Annotated in this window: 18 protein-coding genes; 7 read left to right on the plus strand and 11 right to left on the minus strand. The window is 70.7% G+C overall.

What is annotated here, in order from left to right:
* Positions 1–37 precede the first annotated feature (37 nt).
* The 3 genes from AC2D9U_RS12075 to AC2D9U_RS12085 are packed head-to-tail and all read right to left on the minus strand — an operon-like array spanning position 38 to position 2,571.
* Complete coding sequence (locus tag AC2D9U_RS12075; protein ID WP_484749235.1) at positions 38–1,297, minus strand: DNA polymerase IV; 1,260 nt, start codon at positions 1,295–1,297, stop codon at positions 38–40.
* 1 nt (position 1,298) lies between these two features.
* The gene (locus tag AC2D9U_RS12080) at positions 1,299–1,697 is read right to left on the minus strand and encodes a hypothetical protein (protein ID WP_484749237.1); all 399 of its coding nucleotides are present in this window, start codon (positions 1,695–1,697) and stop codon (positions 1,299–1,301) included.
* Positions 1,687–2,571 (minus strand): ROK family protein, encoded by an 885-nt coding sequence (locus AC2D9U_RS12085; RefSeq protein ID WP_484749239.1) that lies wholly within the window; start codon positions 2,569–2,571, stop codon positions 1,687–1,689. Before AC2D9U_RS12085 ends, AC2D9U_RS12080 begins: the two co-directional genes overlap by 11 nt.
* Positions 2,572–2,670: 99 nt before the next feature.
* Here AC2D9U_RS12085 and AC2D9U_RS12090 point away from each other — a divergent pair, with 99 nt between their 5' ends.
* From AC2D9U_RS12090 to AC2D9U_RS12120, 7 genes are all read left to right on the plus strand, one after another.
* Entirely contained in the window at positions 2,671–2,913 is a 243-nt protein-coding gene (locus AC2D9U_RS12090) for a sulfurtransferase TusA family protein (RefSeq protein WP_481997901.1), read from the plus strand.
* A gap of 106 nt (positions 2,914–3,019) precedes the next feature.
* Positions 3,020–3,949 (plus strand): histone deacetylase family protein, encoded by a 930-nt coding sequence (locus AC2D9U_RS12095; RefSeq protein ID WP_484749242.1) that lies wholly within the window; start codon positions 3,020–3,022, stop codon positions 3,947–3,949.
* A 95-nt stretch (positions 3,950–4,044) separates the two neighbouring features.
* Positions 4,045–4,251 (plus strand): exodeoxyribonuclease VII small subunit, encoded by a 207-nt coding sequence (xseB, locus tag AC2D9U_RS12100; protein ID WP_484749244.1) that lies wholly within the window; start codon positions 4,045–4,047, stop codon positions 4,249–4,251.
* Entirely contained in the window at positions 4,251–5,156 is a 906-nt protein-coding gene (locus AC2D9U_RS12105; protein ID WP_484749245.1) for a polyprenyl synthetase family protein, read from the plus strand. Before xseB ends, AC2D9U_RS12105 begins: the two co-directional genes overlap by 1 nt.
* 5 nt (positions 5,157–5,161) lie before the next feature.
* Positions 5,162–7,084 (plus strand): 1-deoxy-D-xylulose-5-phosphate synthase, encoded by a 1,923-nt coding sequence (gene dxs / locus AC2D9U_RS12110; RefSeq protein WP_484749247.1) that lies wholly within the window; start codon positions 5,162–5,164, stop codon positions 7,082–7,084.
* A 1-nt stretch (position 7,085) separates the two neighbouring features.
* Positions 7,086–8,225 (plus strand): mandelate racemase/muconate lactonizing enzyme family protein, encoded by a 1,140-nt coding sequence (locus AC2D9U_RS12115; RefSeq protein ID WP_484749249.1) that lies wholly within the window; start codon positions 7,086–7,088, stop codon positions 8,223–8,225.
* Entirely contained in the window at positions 8,225–8,968 is a 744-nt protein-coding gene (locus AC2D9U_RS12120) for a TlyA family RNA methyltransferase (protein ID WP_484749251.1), read from the plus strand. The genes AC2D9U_RS12115 and AC2D9U_RS12120 overlap by 1 nt, the downstream gene beginning before the upstream one ends.
* Positions 8,969–9,127: 159 nt before the next feature.
* Here the strand turns inward: AC2D9U_RS12120 and AC2D9U_RS12125 are convergent, their stop codons facing one another.
* From AC2D9U_RS12125 to fabI, 8 genes are all read right to left on the minus strand, one after another.
* Positions 9,128–9,277 (minus strand): peptide chain release factor 1, encoded by a 150-nt coding sequence (locus AC2D9U_RS12125; RefSeq protein ID WP_484749254.1) that lies wholly within the window; start codon positions 9,275–9,277, stop codon positions 9,128–9,130.
* A gap of 85 nt (positions 9,278–9,362) precedes the next feature.
* Complete coding sequence (locus tag AC2D9U_RS12130) at positions 9,363–10,565, minus strand: hypothetical protein (RefSeq protein ID WP_484749256.1); 1,203 nt, start codon at positions 10,563–10,565, stop codon at positions 9,363–9,365.
* Positions 10,566–10,658: 93 nt separating this feature from the next.
* Positions 10,659–11,585: a dimethyl sulfoxide reductase anchor subunit family protein gene (locus AC2D9U_RS12135; protein ID WP_484749258.1), complete on the minus strand. Its 927-nt coding sequence runs from the start codon at positions 11,583–11,585 to the stop codon at positions 10,659–10,661.
* Entirely contained in the window at positions 11,582–12,319 is a 738-nt protein-coding gene (locus AC2D9U_RS12140; RefSeq protein ID WP_484749260.1) for a 4Fe-4S dicluster domain-containing protein, read from the minus strand. The genes AC2D9U_RS12135 and AC2D9U_RS12140 overlap by 4 nt, the downstream gene beginning before the upstream one ends.
* On the minus strand, positions 12,316–15,189 hold the full coding sequence (locus tag AC2D9U_RS12145) for a molybdopterin oxidoreductase family protein (protein ID WP_484749263.1): 2,874 nt from the start codon (positions 15,187–15,189) through the stop codon (positions 12,316–12,318). The genes AC2D9U_RS12140 and AC2D9U_RS12145 overlap by 4 nt, the downstream gene beginning before the upstream one ends.
* Before the next feature lie 96 nt (positions 15,190–15,285).
* The gene (gene aroC, locus AC2D9U_RS12150) at positions 15,286–16,389 is read right to left on the minus strand and encodes a chorismate synthase (RefSeq protein WP_484749266.1); all 1,104 of its coding nucleotides are present in this window, start codon (positions 16,387–16,389) and stop codon (positions 15,286–15,288) included.
* Between the two features lie 7 nt (positions 16,390–16,396).
* Entirely contained in the window at positions 16,397–16,678 is a 282-nt protein-coding gene (locus AC2D9U_RS12155) for a hypothetical protein (RefSeq protein ID WP_484749269.1), read from the minus strand.
* 36 nt (positions 16,679–16,714) lie between these two features.
* Positions 16,715–17,554, minus strand: a complete 840-nt coding sequence (fabI, locus tag AC2D9U_RS12160; protein WP_484749272.1) for an enoyl-ACP reductase FabI — start codon at positions 17,552–17,554, stop codon at positions 16,715–16,717.
* Positions 17,555–17,646: the final 92 nt, after the last annotated feature.

Genomic DNA, 17,646 nt, shown 5'->3' on the forward strand with positions numbered 1-17,646 from the left:
CATCTCCGGTGTTGGTTTTGCCGAATCGTGTCGCGCATCAAGGCTTCTTCGGCAAGGCACGCCCGCTGACCACGGCGGCCGCGCCGAAGCGCGCGCGCAGCTTCTCCACCGCCTGCCATTTCGCGCTGCGCCGCGCCGAATCGGGATCCGCGAGATCCGGCAGGTCGGCCTGCGCGCCCGGGGCGAGGGGCTGCGCGCCGATGCCGATCAGGCGGAAGGCCTCGCCCGTGGCCTCGCGCGCCAGCATCGGCTGCGCGGCCTTGAACAGCGTCTCCGGCAGGCGCGTGGGCCCGGCGAGGCGCGTGGTGCGCGTGCGGCTTTCGAAGCCTGCGGTCTTGAGCTTCAGCACCACGCCGGCGGCGGCCAGGTTCTTCTCACGCAGCCGATGGCCGAGCTTCTCGCAGAGTCGCCAGAGCGGCGCCTCGAGATCGGCGAGCGCGCGCAGATCGGCCTCGAAGGTCGTCTCGGCCGAGATGCTCTTCGTCGTGCGTTCCGGATCGACGCGCCGCGCATCCTCGCCGCGGGCGCGGGCGACCAGCGAGGGCCCGTCCTCGCCGAAGCGCCGTGCGGCTTCGCGCGCGTCGAGCGTGGCCAACTGGCCGAGCCGCGTGAAGCCCGCGCCGTGCAGCTTCTTCGCCAGCGCCGGCCCGACGCCGGGCAGCAGCCCCACCGGCTGCTCGGCCAGCCAGTCGATGGCCTCCGTGCCCAGCACGGCGAAGCCGCGCGGCTTGTCGCGCTCGGCGGCGAGCTTCGCCAGCAGGCGGTTGCGCGCGAGGCCGATGGAGACGGTGATGCCCACCTCCCGCTCCACCGCGCGGGCGAAGCGCGTCAGCGTCAGCGCCGGGGGCGCGCGATGCAACGCCTCGGTGCCGGAAAGATCCAGCACCGCCTCATCGATCGAGAGCGGCTGCACCAGCGGCGTGAGGGATTCCATCAGCTCGCGCACCTTGCGTGCGGCGGCGACGTATTTCGCCATGTCCGGCTTGATCACCACCGCGTCCGGGCAGGCGGCGAGCGCCTTGAACATCGGCATCGCGCTGCGCACGCCGCGCGTGCGCGCCACATAGCAGGCCGCCGAGACCACGCCGCGCCGCCCGCCGCCGACGATGACGGGCCGTGTCAGCAGCTCCGGCCGGTCGCGCTTCTCGACGCTGGCGTAGAAGGCGTCGCAATCGACATGCGCGACGGCGAGGGTGAGGAGTTCCGGATGCGTGGCGATGCGGCGCGAGCCGCAGGAGGGGCAGCGGGGGAAGGGGTCTTCGCCCTGGTGGTCGCAATCGCGGCAAAGGCTCGGCATGTCACGCGCGCGCCCGCAGCAGCGGCATCAGCGCGAAGGCGGCGAGCAGCGCGAAATAGACCTGCCCGTCGGGCGTGGCCGCGCGTTCCAGCCAAAGCCCCGGCCCGCGCCCGCGCAGCAGCGCGCCCATCGCGGTCTCGGCCAGCAGCAGCAGGAGAAGGCCCACCGCCCCCATGCCGAGGCGCGCGCGCGGCGTGGCCGGCACCGCGCAGATCCGCGCCACCCAGGGGGCGAGCCACCACATCGCGCCCAGCATCGGCACGGCCTCGACCAGCACCGCGCCTGTCGCGCCCAGCCAGGGTTCCAGGGCGAAGATGCGGATCGGGCCGAGCAGGAAGCCGAGGCCGAACATCACGGCGAACCACAGGACGCCCGCCGCGAGCACGGCCTCACCCGCCATCCCACAGCCGCGCCGCGCCGAGCACGCCGGACGAGTCGCCATGCCGCGCGCGGCGGACCGGCGTGGTGCAGACATCGGAGAAGACGTGGCGCGGGATCAGCTTCGGCAGCGCGACATAGAGGTGGTCCATGTTCGACAGCCCGCCGCCGAGCACGATCTCCTCCGGATCAACCAGATTGATCACGGCGGCGAGGGCGCGGGCGAGGCGCTCCACATGGCGGTCGAGCGCGGCCTGCGCGGCGGCCTCGCCGGCGGCGGCGCGGGCGGGGAGTGTGCTTGCATCCTCCGCCCCCGGCCCATCGGCGTCGCGCGCCAGAGCGGGGCCGCAGAGGAAGGTCTCGATGCAGCCGTGCTGGCCGCACCAGCAGCGCGGGCCGGGATGCTCGGCCGGGGTCATCCAGGGCAGCGGGTTGTGGCCCCACTCGCCGCCCACCCGGTTCAACCCCTCGATCAGCCGGCCATTCATCACCAGCCCGCCGCCCACGCCCGTGCCGAGGATGACGGCGAAGCCCGAGCGCGCGCCTTCGGCGAATTCGCTCATCGCCAGGCAATTCGCGTCGTTGGAGAGCCGCACGGGCCGGCCGAGTTTCAGGGCAAGGTCGGCCCCGAAGGGCTTGCCGTTGAGGAAGGTGGAGTTGGCGCCGCGGATCAGCCCGGTGGCGGGGCTCTCGCTGCCCGGGATGCCCAGACCCACCGTGGCCGCACCACCAAGCTCGGCCTCCGCCCCCGCGACCAGCGCGCCGATCGCCTCCAGCGCCGCGCCATAGTCGCGCGGGGTGGCGATTCGCCGGCGCAGGCGCAGCGTGCCGTCGGGGGCGAGGGCCGCCACCTCGATCTTGGTGCCGCCGAAATCGATGCCGAGCCGCCATTTCATGGCGCCAGGGTGGCCGCGCGGGCGCGCCCCGGCAAGCGGCCCGAGGCGGAGCCGCCCAGGACCTTGCGGCTGAGGCGGGGCGGTGGTGGAGTCGGGGGCATGAGCGACACCATTCTCGACGTCCAGGGCCTGACCTGCCCGCTGCCCGTGCTCAAGGCCAACAAGGCGCTGCGGGCCCTCCCGCCCGGCGGGCGGCTGGTGGTGCTGGCGACCGATCCGGCCAGCGTGAAGGATTTCCGCGCCTATGCGGCGGAAACCGGCCACGCGCTGGTGGCCTTCAGCGAGGACAAGGGCGTCTATCGCTACACGCTGAAGAAGCGCGAGCAGGAGCCTGCGGCATGAGGCGGGCCGCGGGCTTCAGGCTGGCCGAGCGACCGAATGGCCGCCGCCGCCAGTGCGGCGAAGCCAAGGCCGCGGATGCGGCCACCCGGCGATTGAGGGCCAAGACATGAGCGTCCTGCTGTTCAGCCATCGCGCCTGCCTCAACCACGACCCCGGCCCGCACCACCCCGAATGCCCCGACCGGCTGCGCGCCGTGCTGCGCGCCCTGGATAGCGAGGAATTCTCCGACCTGCTGCGCGACGAGGCCCCCCAGGCCACGGTGGAACAGCTTGAGCGCGTGCATCCGGCCAACTACGTCCAGGCCATCCTCGGCATCCGGCCCGAGCCCGATGACCAGGTGGCGCTGGATGGCGACACCATCATGAGCTGGGGCAGCGCCGAGGCCGCGCTTCGTGCCGCCGGCGCCGCCGTTGCCGGGGTGGATGCGGTCTGCCGGGGCGAGGTGCGCCGCGTCTTCTGCGCCGTCCGCCCGCCCGGCCACCATGCCGAGCCGAACCGGCCCATGGGTTTTTGTCTGTTTGCCAATGCCGCCGTGGCCGCCCGCCACGCCCAGGCGGTGCATGGCATCGCCCGCGTCGCGGTGGTGGATTTCGACGTGCATCACGGCAATGGCACCCAGGCCTGTTTCGAGGCCGATGCCAGCCTGTTCTACGCCAGCAGCCACCAATCCCCCTGCTACCCCGGCACCGGGGAGGCGCATGAGACGGGCGTGGGCAACATCCTGAACGCGCCCCTGCCGCCCGGCGCCGATGGCGCGGCCTTCCGCGCCGCCTGGCGGGACCATCTGCTGCCGGCGCTTGAGGCCTTCGCGCCCGACCTGCTGATCATCTCCGCCGGCTTCGACGCCCATGCGCGCGACCCCCTGGCCCAGCTGCGGGTGCGGGAGGGCGATTTCGCCTGGCTCACCACCGAGCTTTGCGGCATCGCCGACCGCCATGCGGGGGGCAAACTGGTCTCCCTGCTCGAAGGCGGCTACGATCTGGAGGCGCTGGCGAGCTCCGCCGCCACCCATGTCCGGGCGCTGATGCACGCCTGAACGGCGCGCCCCTCAGCCCCTCCTTTCCGATTTCTCTGGTCCTGGAACGCCCCATGCCGTCAACTGAACTTGACACTCCGAAGCCGGTCGGCACCATGACATTCGAGGAGGCGTTGGCGGAGCTTGAGGGGATCGTGAAGAACCTGGAAGGCGGCAAGGGCAGGCTGGAAGAGGCGGTCAGCGCCTATGAGCGCGGCGCCGCGCTGCGCGCCCATTGCGAGCAGAAGCTGGCCGAGGCCGAGGCCAAGGTGCAGGCGATCGTCGATGGTCCCGGCGGGCAGTCCCTGCGGGACGCCACCTGATGTCCGCCTCCTCCGCGCCCCTGGCCGCCGCGCTGCGCGAGGCCGCCGCCGAGATCGATTCGGCGCTCGACATGCTGCTGCCCCAGGCCGAGGGGCCGGAGGCACCGCTGCTGGCCGCCATGCGCTACGCCACGATCGGCGGCGGCAAGCGCATGCGTGGCTTCCTGGTGCTGGAAGGCGCGCGGCAGTTCGGCGTCTCCCGCCAATCGGCACTGCGCGTGGCGGCGAGCATCGAGATGCTGCACGCCTATTCCCTGGTGCATGACGATCTGCCCGCGATGGACGATGACGATCTGCGCCGCGGCAAGCCCACCGTGCACAAGGCCTTCGACGAAGCCACCGCCATCATCGCCGGCGATGCGCTGCAGGCGCTGGCTTTCGGCGTGCTGGCCGATGACGAGACGCATTCCGACACCGCCGTGCGGATCGAGCTCGTGCGCTGCCTGGCGCGGGCCGCCGGCGCGCGGGGCATGTGCGGCGGGCAGATGCTGGACATGCTGGCCGAGCGCGCGGGCGAGCCGCTGGATGAACCCGCGGTGGGGCGGCTGCAGCTCCTCAAGACCGGGCGGCTGATCGAATTCTCGGCCGAGGCGGGCGCCATCCTGGGCAAGGCCTCTTCCTACCAGCGCCACGCGCTGGCCGCCTATGGGCGGGACCTCGGCGCCGCCTTCCAGATCGCCGACGACCTGCTCGACGCCACCGCGACGGCGGAGGAAACCGGCAAGCGCACCGGCAAGGATGCCGAGGCCGGCAAGGCCACGCTGGTCGGCCTGCTCGGCCTCGAACGCGCGAAGCTGCACGCCGAAAGGCTGGTGGACCAGGCGCGCGTGCATCTCGACAGTTTCGGGGAGAGTGCCGATCTGTTGCGCGACCTCGCGAGCTACACGATCCAACGAAAGAGCTGACCGCCATGCAGACACCGGCCACGCCCCTGCTCGACCGGGTCCGCACGCCAGCGGACATGAAGAACTTCTCCTCCGACCAGCTCAAGCAATTGGCGGGCGAGGTCCGGGCCGAGACGATCCATGCCGTGTCGCAGACCGGCGGGCATCTGGGGGCGTCGCTCGGCGTGGTGGAACTGACCGTCGCGGTCCATGCGGTGTTCGAGACGCCGCGCGACCGGCTGATCTGGGATGTCGGCCACCAGGCCTATCCGCACAAGATCCTGACCGGCCGGCGCGACCGCATCCGCACCCTGCGGCAGGAGGGCGGGCTGTCCGGCTTCACCCGGCGCAGCGAGAGCGAGTTCGACCCCTTCGGCGCGGCGCATTCCTCCACCTCCATCTCCGCCGGCCTCGGCATGGCGCTGGCGCGCGACCTCAAGGGCGATGACCGGCATGTGATCGCCATCATCGGCGATGGCTCCATGTCCGCCGGCATGGCCTATGAGGCGATGAACAATGCGGGTGCCTCCAAGGCGCGCCTCATCGTCATCCTCAACGACAACGACATGTCGATCGCGCCCCCCGTGGGGGCGATGAGCGCCTATCTCTCGCGCCTGATCTCTTCCCGCCCGTTCCTTTCGGTGCGCGAGCTGATGGGGCGCCTGGCCAAGCGCTTCCCGCGCCCGATCGAGCGCACGGCGCGCCGGGCGGAGGAATTCGCGCGCGGGCTGCTGACCGGCGGCACGCTCTTCGAGGAGCTGGGCTTCTACTATGTCGGCCCGATCGACGGGCATGACCTCGACCACCTGCTGCCCGTGTTGCGCAATCTGCGCGATGCGGAGGAAGGCCAGCCGATCCTGCTGCATGTCGTGACGCAGAAGGGCAAGGGCTATGCGCCGGCCGAGGCGAGTGCCGACAAGTACCACGGCGTGGCGAAGTTCAACGTCATCACCGGCGAGCAGGCCAAGGCCCCGCCCGGCCCGCCGAGCTACACCAAGGTCTTTGCCAATGCGCTGATCGCCGAGGCCGAGGCCGATGAGCGCATCGTCTCCATCAACGCTGCGATGCCCGCGGGCACGGGGCTCGATGCCTTCGCCAAGAAATTCCCCAAGCGCTGCTTCGATGTCGGCATCGCCGAGCAGCACGCCGTGACCTGCGCGGCCGGCATGGCGACCGAGGGGCTGAAGCCCTTCGTCGCGATCTATTCCACCTTCCTCCAGCGCGCCTATGACCAGGTGGTGCATGACGTGGCGCTGCAATCCCTGCCGGTGCGCTTCGCCATGGATCGCGCGGGGCTGGTGGGTGCGGATGGCGCGACGCATGCGGGCAGCTTCGACATCGCCTATCTCGGCTGCCTGCCCAACATGGTGCTGATGGCCTGCGCCGATGAGGCCGAGCTGATGCACATGGTCGCCACGGCGGCCGCCATCGACGACCGCCCCAGCGCCTTCCGCTATCCGCGCGGCGAGGGCACGGGCGTGGCCCTGCCCGCGCGCGGCACGCCGCTCGAGATCGGGCGCGGGCGCGTGCTGCGGGAGGGCAATTCGGTGGCCCTGCTCAGCTATGGCACGCGCCTCGCGGAATGCCTGAAGGCGGCGGAGGAGCTGGCGGCGCAGGGGCTGTCCTGCACCGTCGCCGATGCCCGCTTCGCCAAGCCGCTCGACACCCAGCTGGTCGAGCGCCTGGCGCGCGAGCACCCGGTGCTGATCACCATCGAGGAAGGCTCGGTGGGGGGCTTCGGCAGCCTGGTGGCGCAGCATCTGGCCTGGAAGGGGCTGCTGGACGGGCAGACCAAGTTCCGCCCGATGACGCTGCCCGACATCTACATCGACCATGCGGCGCCCAAGGTGCAGTACGACATCGCCGGGCTGAACGCGCGCCACATCGTCGCCACCGCCATGGCCGCGCTCGGCGTGGCCGAGGTGCAGGCCCAGCCGGCGCGCGCCTGATATGGCGCGCGGCACGCGCATCCGGTCCGTCACGCCGCATGTGCTGATGGCCGACCTCGCGGAGCCCTTCGCCTATTCCCAGGCCTGGTATCGCCGGCGGGGTGCCATGCTGGTCGAGGTCACGACCGAGGATGGGGTGACCGGCTGGGGTGAGGCCTTCGGCCCGCCCGAACTCACCGCGCCCATCTGTGCCTGGCTCGCGCCGCTGCTGGTCGGCCAGGACGCCCTGGCGCGGGAGGCGCTGTGGCAGGCGCTCTACAACCGCCTGCGCGACCACGGCCAGCGCGGCCTGGTGGTGGAGGCGATCAGCGCCCTGGACATCGCGCTGTGGGACATCGCCGGCAAGGTGCTGGACCTGCCGGTGCACCGCCTGATGGGCGGCCCGCTGCGCCTGGAGGTCGAGGCCTATGCCACGGGCTTCTACCGGCGCGAGCGGGACGACCACCTGGCCTATCTGGTCGAGGAGGCCGGGCAGCGGATCGGCGAGGGCTTCCGCACGCTCAAGCTCAAGACCGGCTGGGGGTTGGCCGAGGATATCGCGCTGACCCGCGGCTTCCGCGCCGCCATCGGCCCCGATATCGGCCTGCTGGTCGATTGCAACCACGCCTATGACGTGCCCGCCGCCATCGCCTATGGCCGGGCCGTGGCCGATTGCGGCATCGGCTGGTTCGAGGAGCCGGTGCCGCCCGAGGATATCGAGGGCTATGTCGAGGTCCGGCGCGGCCAGCCCATCCCCGTCGCCGGCGGCGAGGCGAGCTTCGCCCGCTGGGGCTTCCGCGACCTGATCCAGCGCCGCGCCACCGACATCCTCCAGCCCGATGTCGCGGCCTGCGGGGGCATTTCGGAACTCAAGAAGATCGCCGACATGGCCAGCGCCTTCGGCATGCGCGTCAACCCGCATGTCTGGGGCACGGGGGTGGCGCTCGCCGCCTCGCTGCATCTGCTGGCGGTGCTGCCGGACAACCCGCCCGGCCTGTTCCCCCGCCCGCCGTTGCTCGAACTCGACCGCTCCCCCCATCCGGTGCGCGAGGCGCTGCTGGAGACACCCCTTCAGGCGGTGCAGGGCGTGATGCGGGTGCCGGAGGGGCCGGGGCTCGGCATCGCCATCGATCGCGCGGCCCTGCGGCGCTTCGCCCCCTGATGGCAGCCATCCCCAAGCAGCGCGCCGACATTGCCCTTGTCGAGCGTGGCCTCGCCGAAAGCCGCAGCCGCGCCCAGGCGCTGATCATGGCCGGCACGGTCTATTCGGGCGAGGTCCGCATCGCCAAGGCCGGGGATACGGTGCGTGAGGACCAGCCGCTCGAGGTGCGCGGCCAGGACCATCCCTGGGTGTCGCGCGGGGGTGTGAAGCTCGACCATGCCATCGCGCATTTCGGGCTGAAGGCGCGGGGCGTGGTGGCGCTGGATGTCGGTGCCTCGACCGGCGGCTTCACCGATGTGCTGCTGCATCACGGCGCGGCCAAGGTCTATGCGGTGGATGTCGGGCATGGGCAGCTTGCCTGGAAGCTGCGCAACGATCCCCGCGTCGTCGTGCTGGAACGCACCAATGCGCGCTACCTGGAGGCGAGCCATGTGCCGGAGGCCCCCGGCGCGGTGGTCTGCGATGCCAGCTTCATCGGCCTGCGCACCGTGCTGCCGGCCGCCCTTGGCCTCGCCGCGCCGGGCGCCTGGGCAGTGGCGCTGATCAAGCCGCAATTCGAGGTCGGCCCCAATGTCGCCAAGGGCGGCGTGGTGCGCGACGCGCGGGTGCACGATTCGGTCTGCGCCGGCATCCGCCACTGGTGGTCGGACCTGCCCGGCTGGAAGGTGCTGGGGGTGGAGCCGAGCCCGCTGCTCGGCCCCGAGGGCAACCGCGAATTCCTGATCGCGGCCCGGAAGTCCTAGGGTCCAAACCCAATCAGGAGATGGGCGGCTGGCCGGTTCTGGCCGCCGCCGGGGGCGTCAGCGACGCTCGCCGATGCAACCAGCATCGGCGTCGGTCGCTTCCTGCCCGGCAACGACCAGCCCTCGGCCATCCACCACATCCCTGTTCGGGTTTGGACCCTAACGCGAAGCGGGCGCCTGCGCCTTGGCTTGGGCCGCCGCCAACTCAGCCGTCAGAAGCCAGACCCGGTGCGCATCCATGCGCGTCTCGGGGTCGTTCAGGAGGCGATCCAACTCGGCCTGCTTGGCGCTCTGCTCGCGTTCGGTCATCGGATCCTCGGGGGCAGTAATCCTGCGTAACCGATATCGTACCAAAATGCGAGACAAATGTGACGGTCTCGCCCTATGGCTGCCTTCACTGGGAGGAGAGCACGGCCGGGGCGAGTGCCAGGTGCTTGGCCTGCGGGTGGCTCGGGTTGCGGAAGCGCAGCTCGCCCTCCGGCGCGGCGTCCGGGGGGGCGAGGCCGAACAGCTCCATCCGGCTGGCGCAGGAAACGGCGATGACGGGCCGCGCCACCGGCTCGGTCAGCCAGCGGCGGGTGGCCCCTTCAAGCTCCAGCCGTTCCCGCAGCCCGCGCCACTCGGCCTTGTCCACATCCTCGACGAAGGTGGCGATGATGCCCGGGCGCTGGTGGCTCAGCCGTGCCGCGGCAGCCAGGCCGAGGCGGCGGGTGATGGCGCCGGCGATGGAATTCTCCCGCCCCGCCCGCGCTGCCATGACGAAGACCGAGCCCGAGGCGGCGGAGGTGGTGACGGCCAGATGCGCCTCCTCCCCGAACTGGGCGCGCAGCTGCTGCGGCAGGCGCTGCCCGGCCGCCTGGGCGCCGGCCAGCACCAGCGGGTCGAGCTTCAGCACGGCGTCGGCCGAGGAATCCTGCCGCTTCTGGTCCTGCAGCAGGGTGGCGATGCGCCGGTGCAGCTCGGCCACCTGGGCGTCGGTGGCCATGCCCTCGGGCAGCGTCATCTTGAGCAGATAGCGGCCGGGATGGGCGGCGAGCCAGGTCTGCAATTCCGGGTTCACGCGATCGACCAGCGCGCACCATTCGCCGCGATGCACCTCCCGGCCTTCCTCGGCGGAGATGGTCTCGCAGGCGACTTCGGCCTGCATGCCCTCCCGCGTGATCAGCAGGTCGAAGGGCGTGTCCTCGGCGAGGCCGGTGAAGGAGACCTCGAAACCGCGGGCACGGTGCAGGGCGGCGGTGCGCAGCAGGTGGAACAGGGGAACCAGCGTCGCTTCGCCGCTCAGCCCGGCTTCGATCCGGTCGCGCAGGCGCTGGCGGGCGGGGGCGGGCAGGGTTTCGGCCAGCTGCGCCGCTTCACGCGCGAAGCCGGCGACGCGCCGCTCGGCGGCGCTGGCGCCGGCCAGGGCCTTGGGATCGGCAAGGCGCGCGAGGGTGAGTTCCAGCGCATGGCGCTGCTGGCTGGCGCGGCCGGAGAGCGAGGCGGTCTGCGCCTGGGCGCGGATCTGGGCAAGGCGCCCGCGCCAGAGCTTCTCCCCGACCAGGGCGCGGAAGCGGGAGAGGTCGGTCGGATCAGGCAGGTGCTCGGCGAAGGGCATCGGTTCAGCCTGTTCAAAAATTCCTGAAACTCTAAACCGCGCCCAGGGGGGCGTCGTCAAGCTTCCCGTTTCGGTAAGCGTGCTGATTCCGCGTCACGCTCCGGTGTAGAACAGCGTGACGCTGTGGGTGGCCTCCGCGAACATCAGCCAGCGCTCCACCACCAGCCCGGCCAGGGCCGCGAGGGCCGCGGGCAGCAGCAGCAGCGCCCCGCCGCCAGCCAGCACCGCCATCAGGCAGAGCGCGACCGAGGCCGCGAAGCCCGCCAGCGTGAGGGCGCGCAGCTTCTCCCGATGCTTGCGCGCGACGCGGAAGCCCATCTCGCGCAGCAGCCAGTTCTGCTCGGTATGCGGCGGGTCGAGCGGCCGCGTGCGGCCGATGCGCCCCAGCCCGGTGGCGGTCTCGATGGTCGGCGCGGTGGGGTCGGGCGTGTCGATCTGGCGCCAATAGACGCGCTTCCAGGCCAGCGAACCGGCGCCGAACAGGGCGGCGAGCAGCGCGGGCAGCGCCGCATTCCCCCAAAGCCCGGCGAGCGCCGCCAGCAGCGCCGCGCCGGAGAAGCCGGCGAAGACCAGGTAGCCGGGTGCCACCATCGGGTGGTGCCATTGCCGGATCGGCTTGAGGGAGGCGTAGATCATGCCGGTGCACCACACCGTCGTCGCCGCGCCCGCTGCGGCCAGAAGCCCCGTGACCAGCGCAAGGCCCGGCCGCTCCGCGAGGATCGCGAGGCCGAAGAGCAGCGCCGGCGGATAGGTGGCGATGGCGGCCACGCCCTCCCGCGACAGCCAGGAGGAACGCCACTGGCTCAGCGCCCGCCAGGCGCGCTCCGGATGGCCAAGATGGAAGGTGGAGGACAGCAGGCCCGCGGTGATCAGCAGCAGCGCCAGGGCCAGCGCCACCAGCCCGAAGACCGTGCCGCCCGGCGTCTGGCCGAGCGGGCGCAGCAGCCCCAGCCAGAAGAGCAGCCCATAGCCGGCGCCCGACGCCGTGGTGAAGAAGACGATGGAAGGAGCGGGGTTCATCGGCTCAGCGCCCTGTCCAGCCAGCGCAGCAGCGGGTTCTTGATGTCGAGCGCGGTGGGCACCGATTCCGCCAGCGTGTCCGGGTTCACCTTCGGCCGCTCGCGCGGGGGGAGGTATTTGTTGGTGGGCTGGTAGCCCATCTCCGGCATCAGGTCGTAGCCGCCGCGCGCGGCGACAAGCTGCGAGACCTTGCTGGCCGGATCACCAAGATCGCCGAAATGCCGCGCGCCCACCGGGCAGGTGATGACGCAGGCCGGCTGGCGCTGCGGCTCGGGGATGGTCTCGTTGTAGATGCGATCGACGCAGAGGGTGCATTTCTTCATCACCCCCTCATCCTCATCCATCTCGCGCGCGCCATAGGGGCAGGCCCAGGCGCAGAGCCCGCAGCCGATGCAGCTATCGGCATTGACCAGCACGATGCCGTCCTCGGCGCGCTTGTAGCTCGCCCCGGTGGGGCAGACGGTGACGCAGGCGGGCGTCTCGCAATGCAGGCAGGATCGCGGGAAATGCACGGTGCGCCCGGCCTCGCCCTCGCCGGCCTCATAGCTGTGCACGCGGTTGAACCACACGCCCTCGGCCCCGGCGGAATAGGGCTTGAGGTCGGGCAGCGGGCCGGAATGCCCGCCGCTGTTCCACTCCTTGCAGTTGGTGGCACAGGCCTGGCAGCCGACGCAGGTGTCGAGGTCGATGACCAGGCCCAGCTTCTTCGCGGTGGCGGGGGGCAATTCGGTCATCGTGCGCCCTCCCGCAGCAGGGTGGGAATTTGCGGCATGTTCGGCGGCTTCTGCTGCGCGGGCGGGCGGGGCCAGGTTTCGGCGGCCTCCTCGGCGGTGCACTTCGTCACGCTGACGCGCAGATCGTACCAGGCTGCCTGGCCCGTGACCGGGTCGGCATTGGCGGCCCGGAAACCTTCCTGCGCCGGCAGCCATTCGGTGATGACGTGGTTGAGCAGGAAGCCGCGCGTGCTCTCGGGGCTGTCCTCGCTGAGCTGCCAGGCCCCCGCGCGCTTGCCGATGGCGTTCCAGGTCCAGACCGTGTCGGGGTTCACGCCCTCCATCAGCGCGACCTGGCCCTTCACGCGCCCGGCGCGGCTTTCGACCCAGACCCAGTCATCCTCGCCGATGCCGAGTTCGGTGGCGCGCGCGCGGCTCATGTAGAGCCGGTTGGCGCCGTGGATCTGGCGCAGCCAGGCATTCATCGAGCCCCAGGAATGGTACATCGCCATCGGCCGCTGCGTGACGGCGGAGAAGGCGTAGGGCGTGGTGTCATGCGCCGCCTGTTCGAGCGGCGCGTACCAGATCGGCATCGGGTCGCAATAGGTGGCCACGCGCTGGCGCAGATGGTCGGGCGGCTGCTTCGCGCCATGGCCCTGCGCGGCGAGGCGGAATTTCTGCAAGGGCTCCGAATAGATCTGCATGACGATCTGGTTCGCCACGCCGATCAGCCCCATGGCCTTGGCGCCATCCAGATAGGCGCGGTTGGCGTGCTTGAAGTAGCTCTGCTCGGGCGGCAGTTCGTGGCGCCAGAAGCAGCCATTGGCGATGTATTTCTCGAGCTGGTTGGCGTTGGGCTCGCCCACGCCCGATTTCTCGCCATCCACGCCACGCCAGCCGGCGAGCGGTCCCACGCCGGGCATGCGCTGGTGGTTCACGATGTAGTCCGGGTAGTCCTTGAACCTGGGCGAGCCGTCCTCCTTCACGAAGGCGGGCAGGCCGAGCCGCGCGCCGAGTTCGATCAGCACCTCCTGGAAGGGCCGCACGTCGCGGTCCGGCTTGACCACGGGCTGGCGGATCGCGTCCCCCGGCCCGTGCGAGGAACCGATGGGCCGATCCAGCAGGCTGATCGCGTCCCAGCGCTCCAGATAGGTCGTGTCGGGCAGGATGAGATCGGCATAGGGCACCGTCTCGCTGAAGAAGGCGTCGGCATAGATCACATGCGGGATGCGGTATTCGCCGTCATCGCGCTTTTCCGTGAGGATGCGGATCGTCTCCAGCGGATTCATCGCGCTGTTCCAGGCCATGTTCGCCATGAACATGAACAGCGTGTCGATGGGGTAGGGATCCTCCGCCCCGGCATTGCCGATGACGGTGTGCATCATGCCGTGCAGGCCGAGGGGCGCTTCCCAGCTGAAGGATTTGTCGATGCGCAGCGGTTGGCCGTGCTCGTCCACCATCAGATCGTCCGGCCCCTGCGGGAAGCCGAGCAGATTGCCCGCGATGGGCGTGTTCGGCGCGCTCACCTTGCCGGCCGGCCCGGGCCCGGGCGGGATGGGGCGTGGGAAGGGCGATTTGTAGCGCCAGGAGCCCGGCGTATCGATCGCACCCAGCAGCATCTGCAACAGGTGCAGCGCGCGGCAGGTGTGGAAGCCGTTGCTGTGCGCCGAGATGCCGCGCATCGCGTGGAAGGCGATGGGCCGGCCAACCATCTTCTCATGCCGCCGGCCGAGCGCGTCGGTCCAGGGCACGTCGAGGGTGATGGTCTGGTTGAAGGCCACGTCGGCGATCTCGGCGGCGAGGCGGCGGATGCGCGCGGCACTGACCCCGCAGCGCTCGGCCACGGCCTCGGGCGCGTACTCGGCGCCGAGATAGCGTGAGGCCATCAGTTCGAAGACCGGCACGGCGCGGCGGCCATCTTCCAGCGTCACCTCGCCCACGATCGCGGGCTGCATGCCATCGGTCGCCGCCGGCACGGCCTGCTGCGCCACGCGATCCCAGGCGAGCGGCCTGCCTTCGGCGTCGCGTGCGAAAAGCCCGTCATCCGCCCCGCCCGGATTGCGCAGCACCAGCCAGGTCGCGTTGGTGTAGCGCACGAGGAAATCGAGATCGACGCGATCCAGCCGCAGCAATTCGTGGATCAGCGCCATGATGAAGAGGCCATCCGTGCCGGGGCGGATGCCCACCCACTCATCGGCGATGGCCGAATAGCCCGTGCGCACCGGGTTCACCGAGACGAACTTCGCCCCGCGCCCCTTCATCTTGCCGAGCCCGATCTTGATCGGGTTGCTGTCATGGTCCTCGGCGACGCCGAACATCATGAAGTATTTCGCGTGCTCGTAGTCGGGTTCGCCGAACTCCCAGAAGGAGCCGCCGATGGTGTAGAGCCCGCCCGCGGCCATGTTGACCGAGCAGAAGCCGCCATGCGCCGCGAAATTGGGCGTGCCGAACTGCGCCGCCCAGAAGCCCGTCAGCGATTGCGACTGGTCGCGGCCGGTGAAGAAGGCGAGGCGCTTCGGGTCCGTCGCGCGCACATGGCTGAGCCAGCCCGTGGCGATCTCCATCGCCTCCGCCCAGGAAATCTCGGCGAATTCGCCCGATCCGCGCGGGCCCACGCGCTTCAGCGGCGCCTGCAGGCGGGCGGGCGAATACTGCGTCATGATGCCCGCGCTGCCCTTGCCGCAGAGCACGCCGCGATTCACCGGATGGTCCGGATTGCCCTCGATGTAGCGGACCCGGCCATCCTTGAGGTGCACTTTGATGCCACAGCGGCAGGCGCACATGTAGCAGGTGGTGGTCTTCACCGTGTCGCCGATCGGCGTCTGGGTGGCCACGACCTCGCCATTGCCGGTCATGCGGCGGGGCAGGTCAGGCGTATTCGTGTCCGGCATCGGAATCTCCCGTCGGCCCGATTGTGCGGCGTCGCGCGTCCCACGGGAAGTCCCGCCGGGAGAGCGGTTTTCCGCGCCGTGCCCGGCCGGGAGAAATCAGTTCCGTGGCAGGCGGGCGCGGCTTGGCGCATCCGGGTTCTGGGCGCGGTGGCGCAGCAGGTGGTCGGCCAGCACCAAGGCGAGCATCGCCTCGCCCACCGGCACGGCGCGGATGCCCACACAGGGGTCGTGGCGGCCCTTGGTCAGCACCTCCACCTCCTCGCCGAAGCGATCCACCGAGCGGCGCGGTGTGAGGATGGAACTGGTCGGCTTCACCGCGAAACGGGCCACGATGGGCTGGCCGGTGGAGATGCCGCCCAGGATGCCCCCGGCATGGTTGCTGTCGAACAGCACCTCGCCATCCGCGCCCATGCGCATCTCGTCCGCGTTCTCCTCGCCGGAGAAATTGGCGGCCGAGAAGCCGGCGCCGATCTCGACGCCCTTCACCGCGTTGATCGACATCAGCGCGGCCGCGATGTCGGAATCGAGCTTGCCGTAGATCGGCGCGCCGAGGCCGGGTGGCACGCCCTCCGCCACCACCTCCACCACCGCGCCGAGCGAGGAGCCGCTTTTCCGGGCCGCGTTCAGCCGGGCTTCCCAGCGCGCGGCGGCGGCGGCATCGGGGCAGAAGAAGGGGTTTTCATCCACCTGCGCCCAGTCATGGTTCGCCGGGTCGATCCAGTCCCCGCCCATCGCCACCAGCGCGCCGCGGATGGTCACCCCTTCCAGCACCTTGCGCGCCACCGCCCCGGCGGCCACGCGCATCGCCGTCTCGCGCGCCGAGGAACGCCCGCCGCCGCGATAGTCGCGCACGCCGTATTTGAGTTCGTAGGTCAGGTCGGCATGGCCCGGGCGGAACCGGTCCTTGATCTCGCCATAGTCCTTGCTGCGCTGGTCGGTGTTGTCGATGTGCAGCGCGATGGGCGTGCCGGTGGTGATGCCTTCGAAGGTGCCGGACAGGATCTTCACCTGGTCGGCTTCCTGGCGTTGCGTCACGAACTTGCTCTGCCCCGGCCGGCGCTTGTCGAGGAAGGGCTGGATATCCGCTTCGCTCAGGGCAAGGCGCGGCGGGCAGCCATCGACCACGCAACCGATGGCGAGCCCATGCGATTCGCCCCAGGTGGTGATGCGGAAGAGATGGCCGAAGCTGTTGTGGCTCATGGGGCTCTCAACGCGCCGCCAGCTCGCAGCGCAACGCCAGGACCCGGCGCTCGGGCGTGGGGTTCACGCCGCGCGTGCGCACGGTATCGGGGGCACAGATGCCGCGATGCGTCAGCTGGACGGCCTGGCCCGGATCAGTCACCGCGACGTCGATCCTGCTGCCCGGCGCGCAGCGGTGGCGTGCGATGTCGGCGATGATCTGATCGGCCGTGCGCAGAGGGTCCCAGCCGGAGGCAGCGCAGCGTGGAGGGTCCTGCGCCAGCGCCGCGGTGGGGATGAGAAGGGCCATCACAGCAAGCAGGGCAGGGCGCATCGGAGCCTCCGTTCAGACTGTCGCGATATCCGGCGCGTCCGGGTTCTTCATGCCGACGATGTGGTAGCCGCAATCCACATGGTGCACCTCGCCGGTCACGCCCGAGGAGAGGCTGCTCAGCAGATACAGCCCCGCACCCCCGACATCCTCGATCGTCACGTTGCGCTCGAGCGGCGCGTTGTACTGGTTCCACTTCAGGATGTAGCGGAAATCGCCGATGCCGCTCGCCGCCAGGGTCTTGATCGGCCCGGCCGAGATCGCGTTCACGCGGATGCCCGACTTGCCGAGATCCGCCGCCATGTAGCGCACACTGGCCTCGAGCGCCGCCTTGGCCACGCCCATCACGTTGTAGTGCGGCGTCACGCGCTCCGCCCCCAGATAGCTCATCGTCAGCAGGGAGCCGCCCGGCTTCATCAGCGGCACGGCGCGCTGGGCGACGGAGACGAAGGAATAGACCGAGATGTCCATCGCCTGCAGGAAGGCCTCGCGCGGCGTGTCCATGTAGCGCCCGCGCAGGAACTGCTTGTCGGCGAAGCCGATGGCATGGACCAGGAAGTCGATGCCGCCCCATTCCTTGGCCAGCGTGGCGAACACCGCATCCACGCTCGCATCGTCCGTCACATCGCAGGGCAGGACGAATTTGCTGCCGATGCTCTCCGCCAGCGGGCGCACGCGCTTCTCCAGCGCCTCGCCCTGGTAGGTGAAGGCCATCTCCGCGCCCTGCGCGGCGCAGGCCTGGGCGATGCCCCAGGCGATGGAGCGGTCATTGGCCACGCCCATCACCACGCCGCGCTTGCCCGCCATCAGGTTGCCCTGCGGCAGGGGAGTCTCGGGGGAGGGGGCGTCCGTCATTGATGGAAGTCCGGCGGCTGGTTGCGGAGGGCAGGGCGTGGTGGCACATGCCCCCTCCCCGGGCAAGGGGCGGCAGGTCCTCCCGGCCCACC

It is taken from the genome of Roseomonas sp. TF40, from assembly GCF_057219975.1.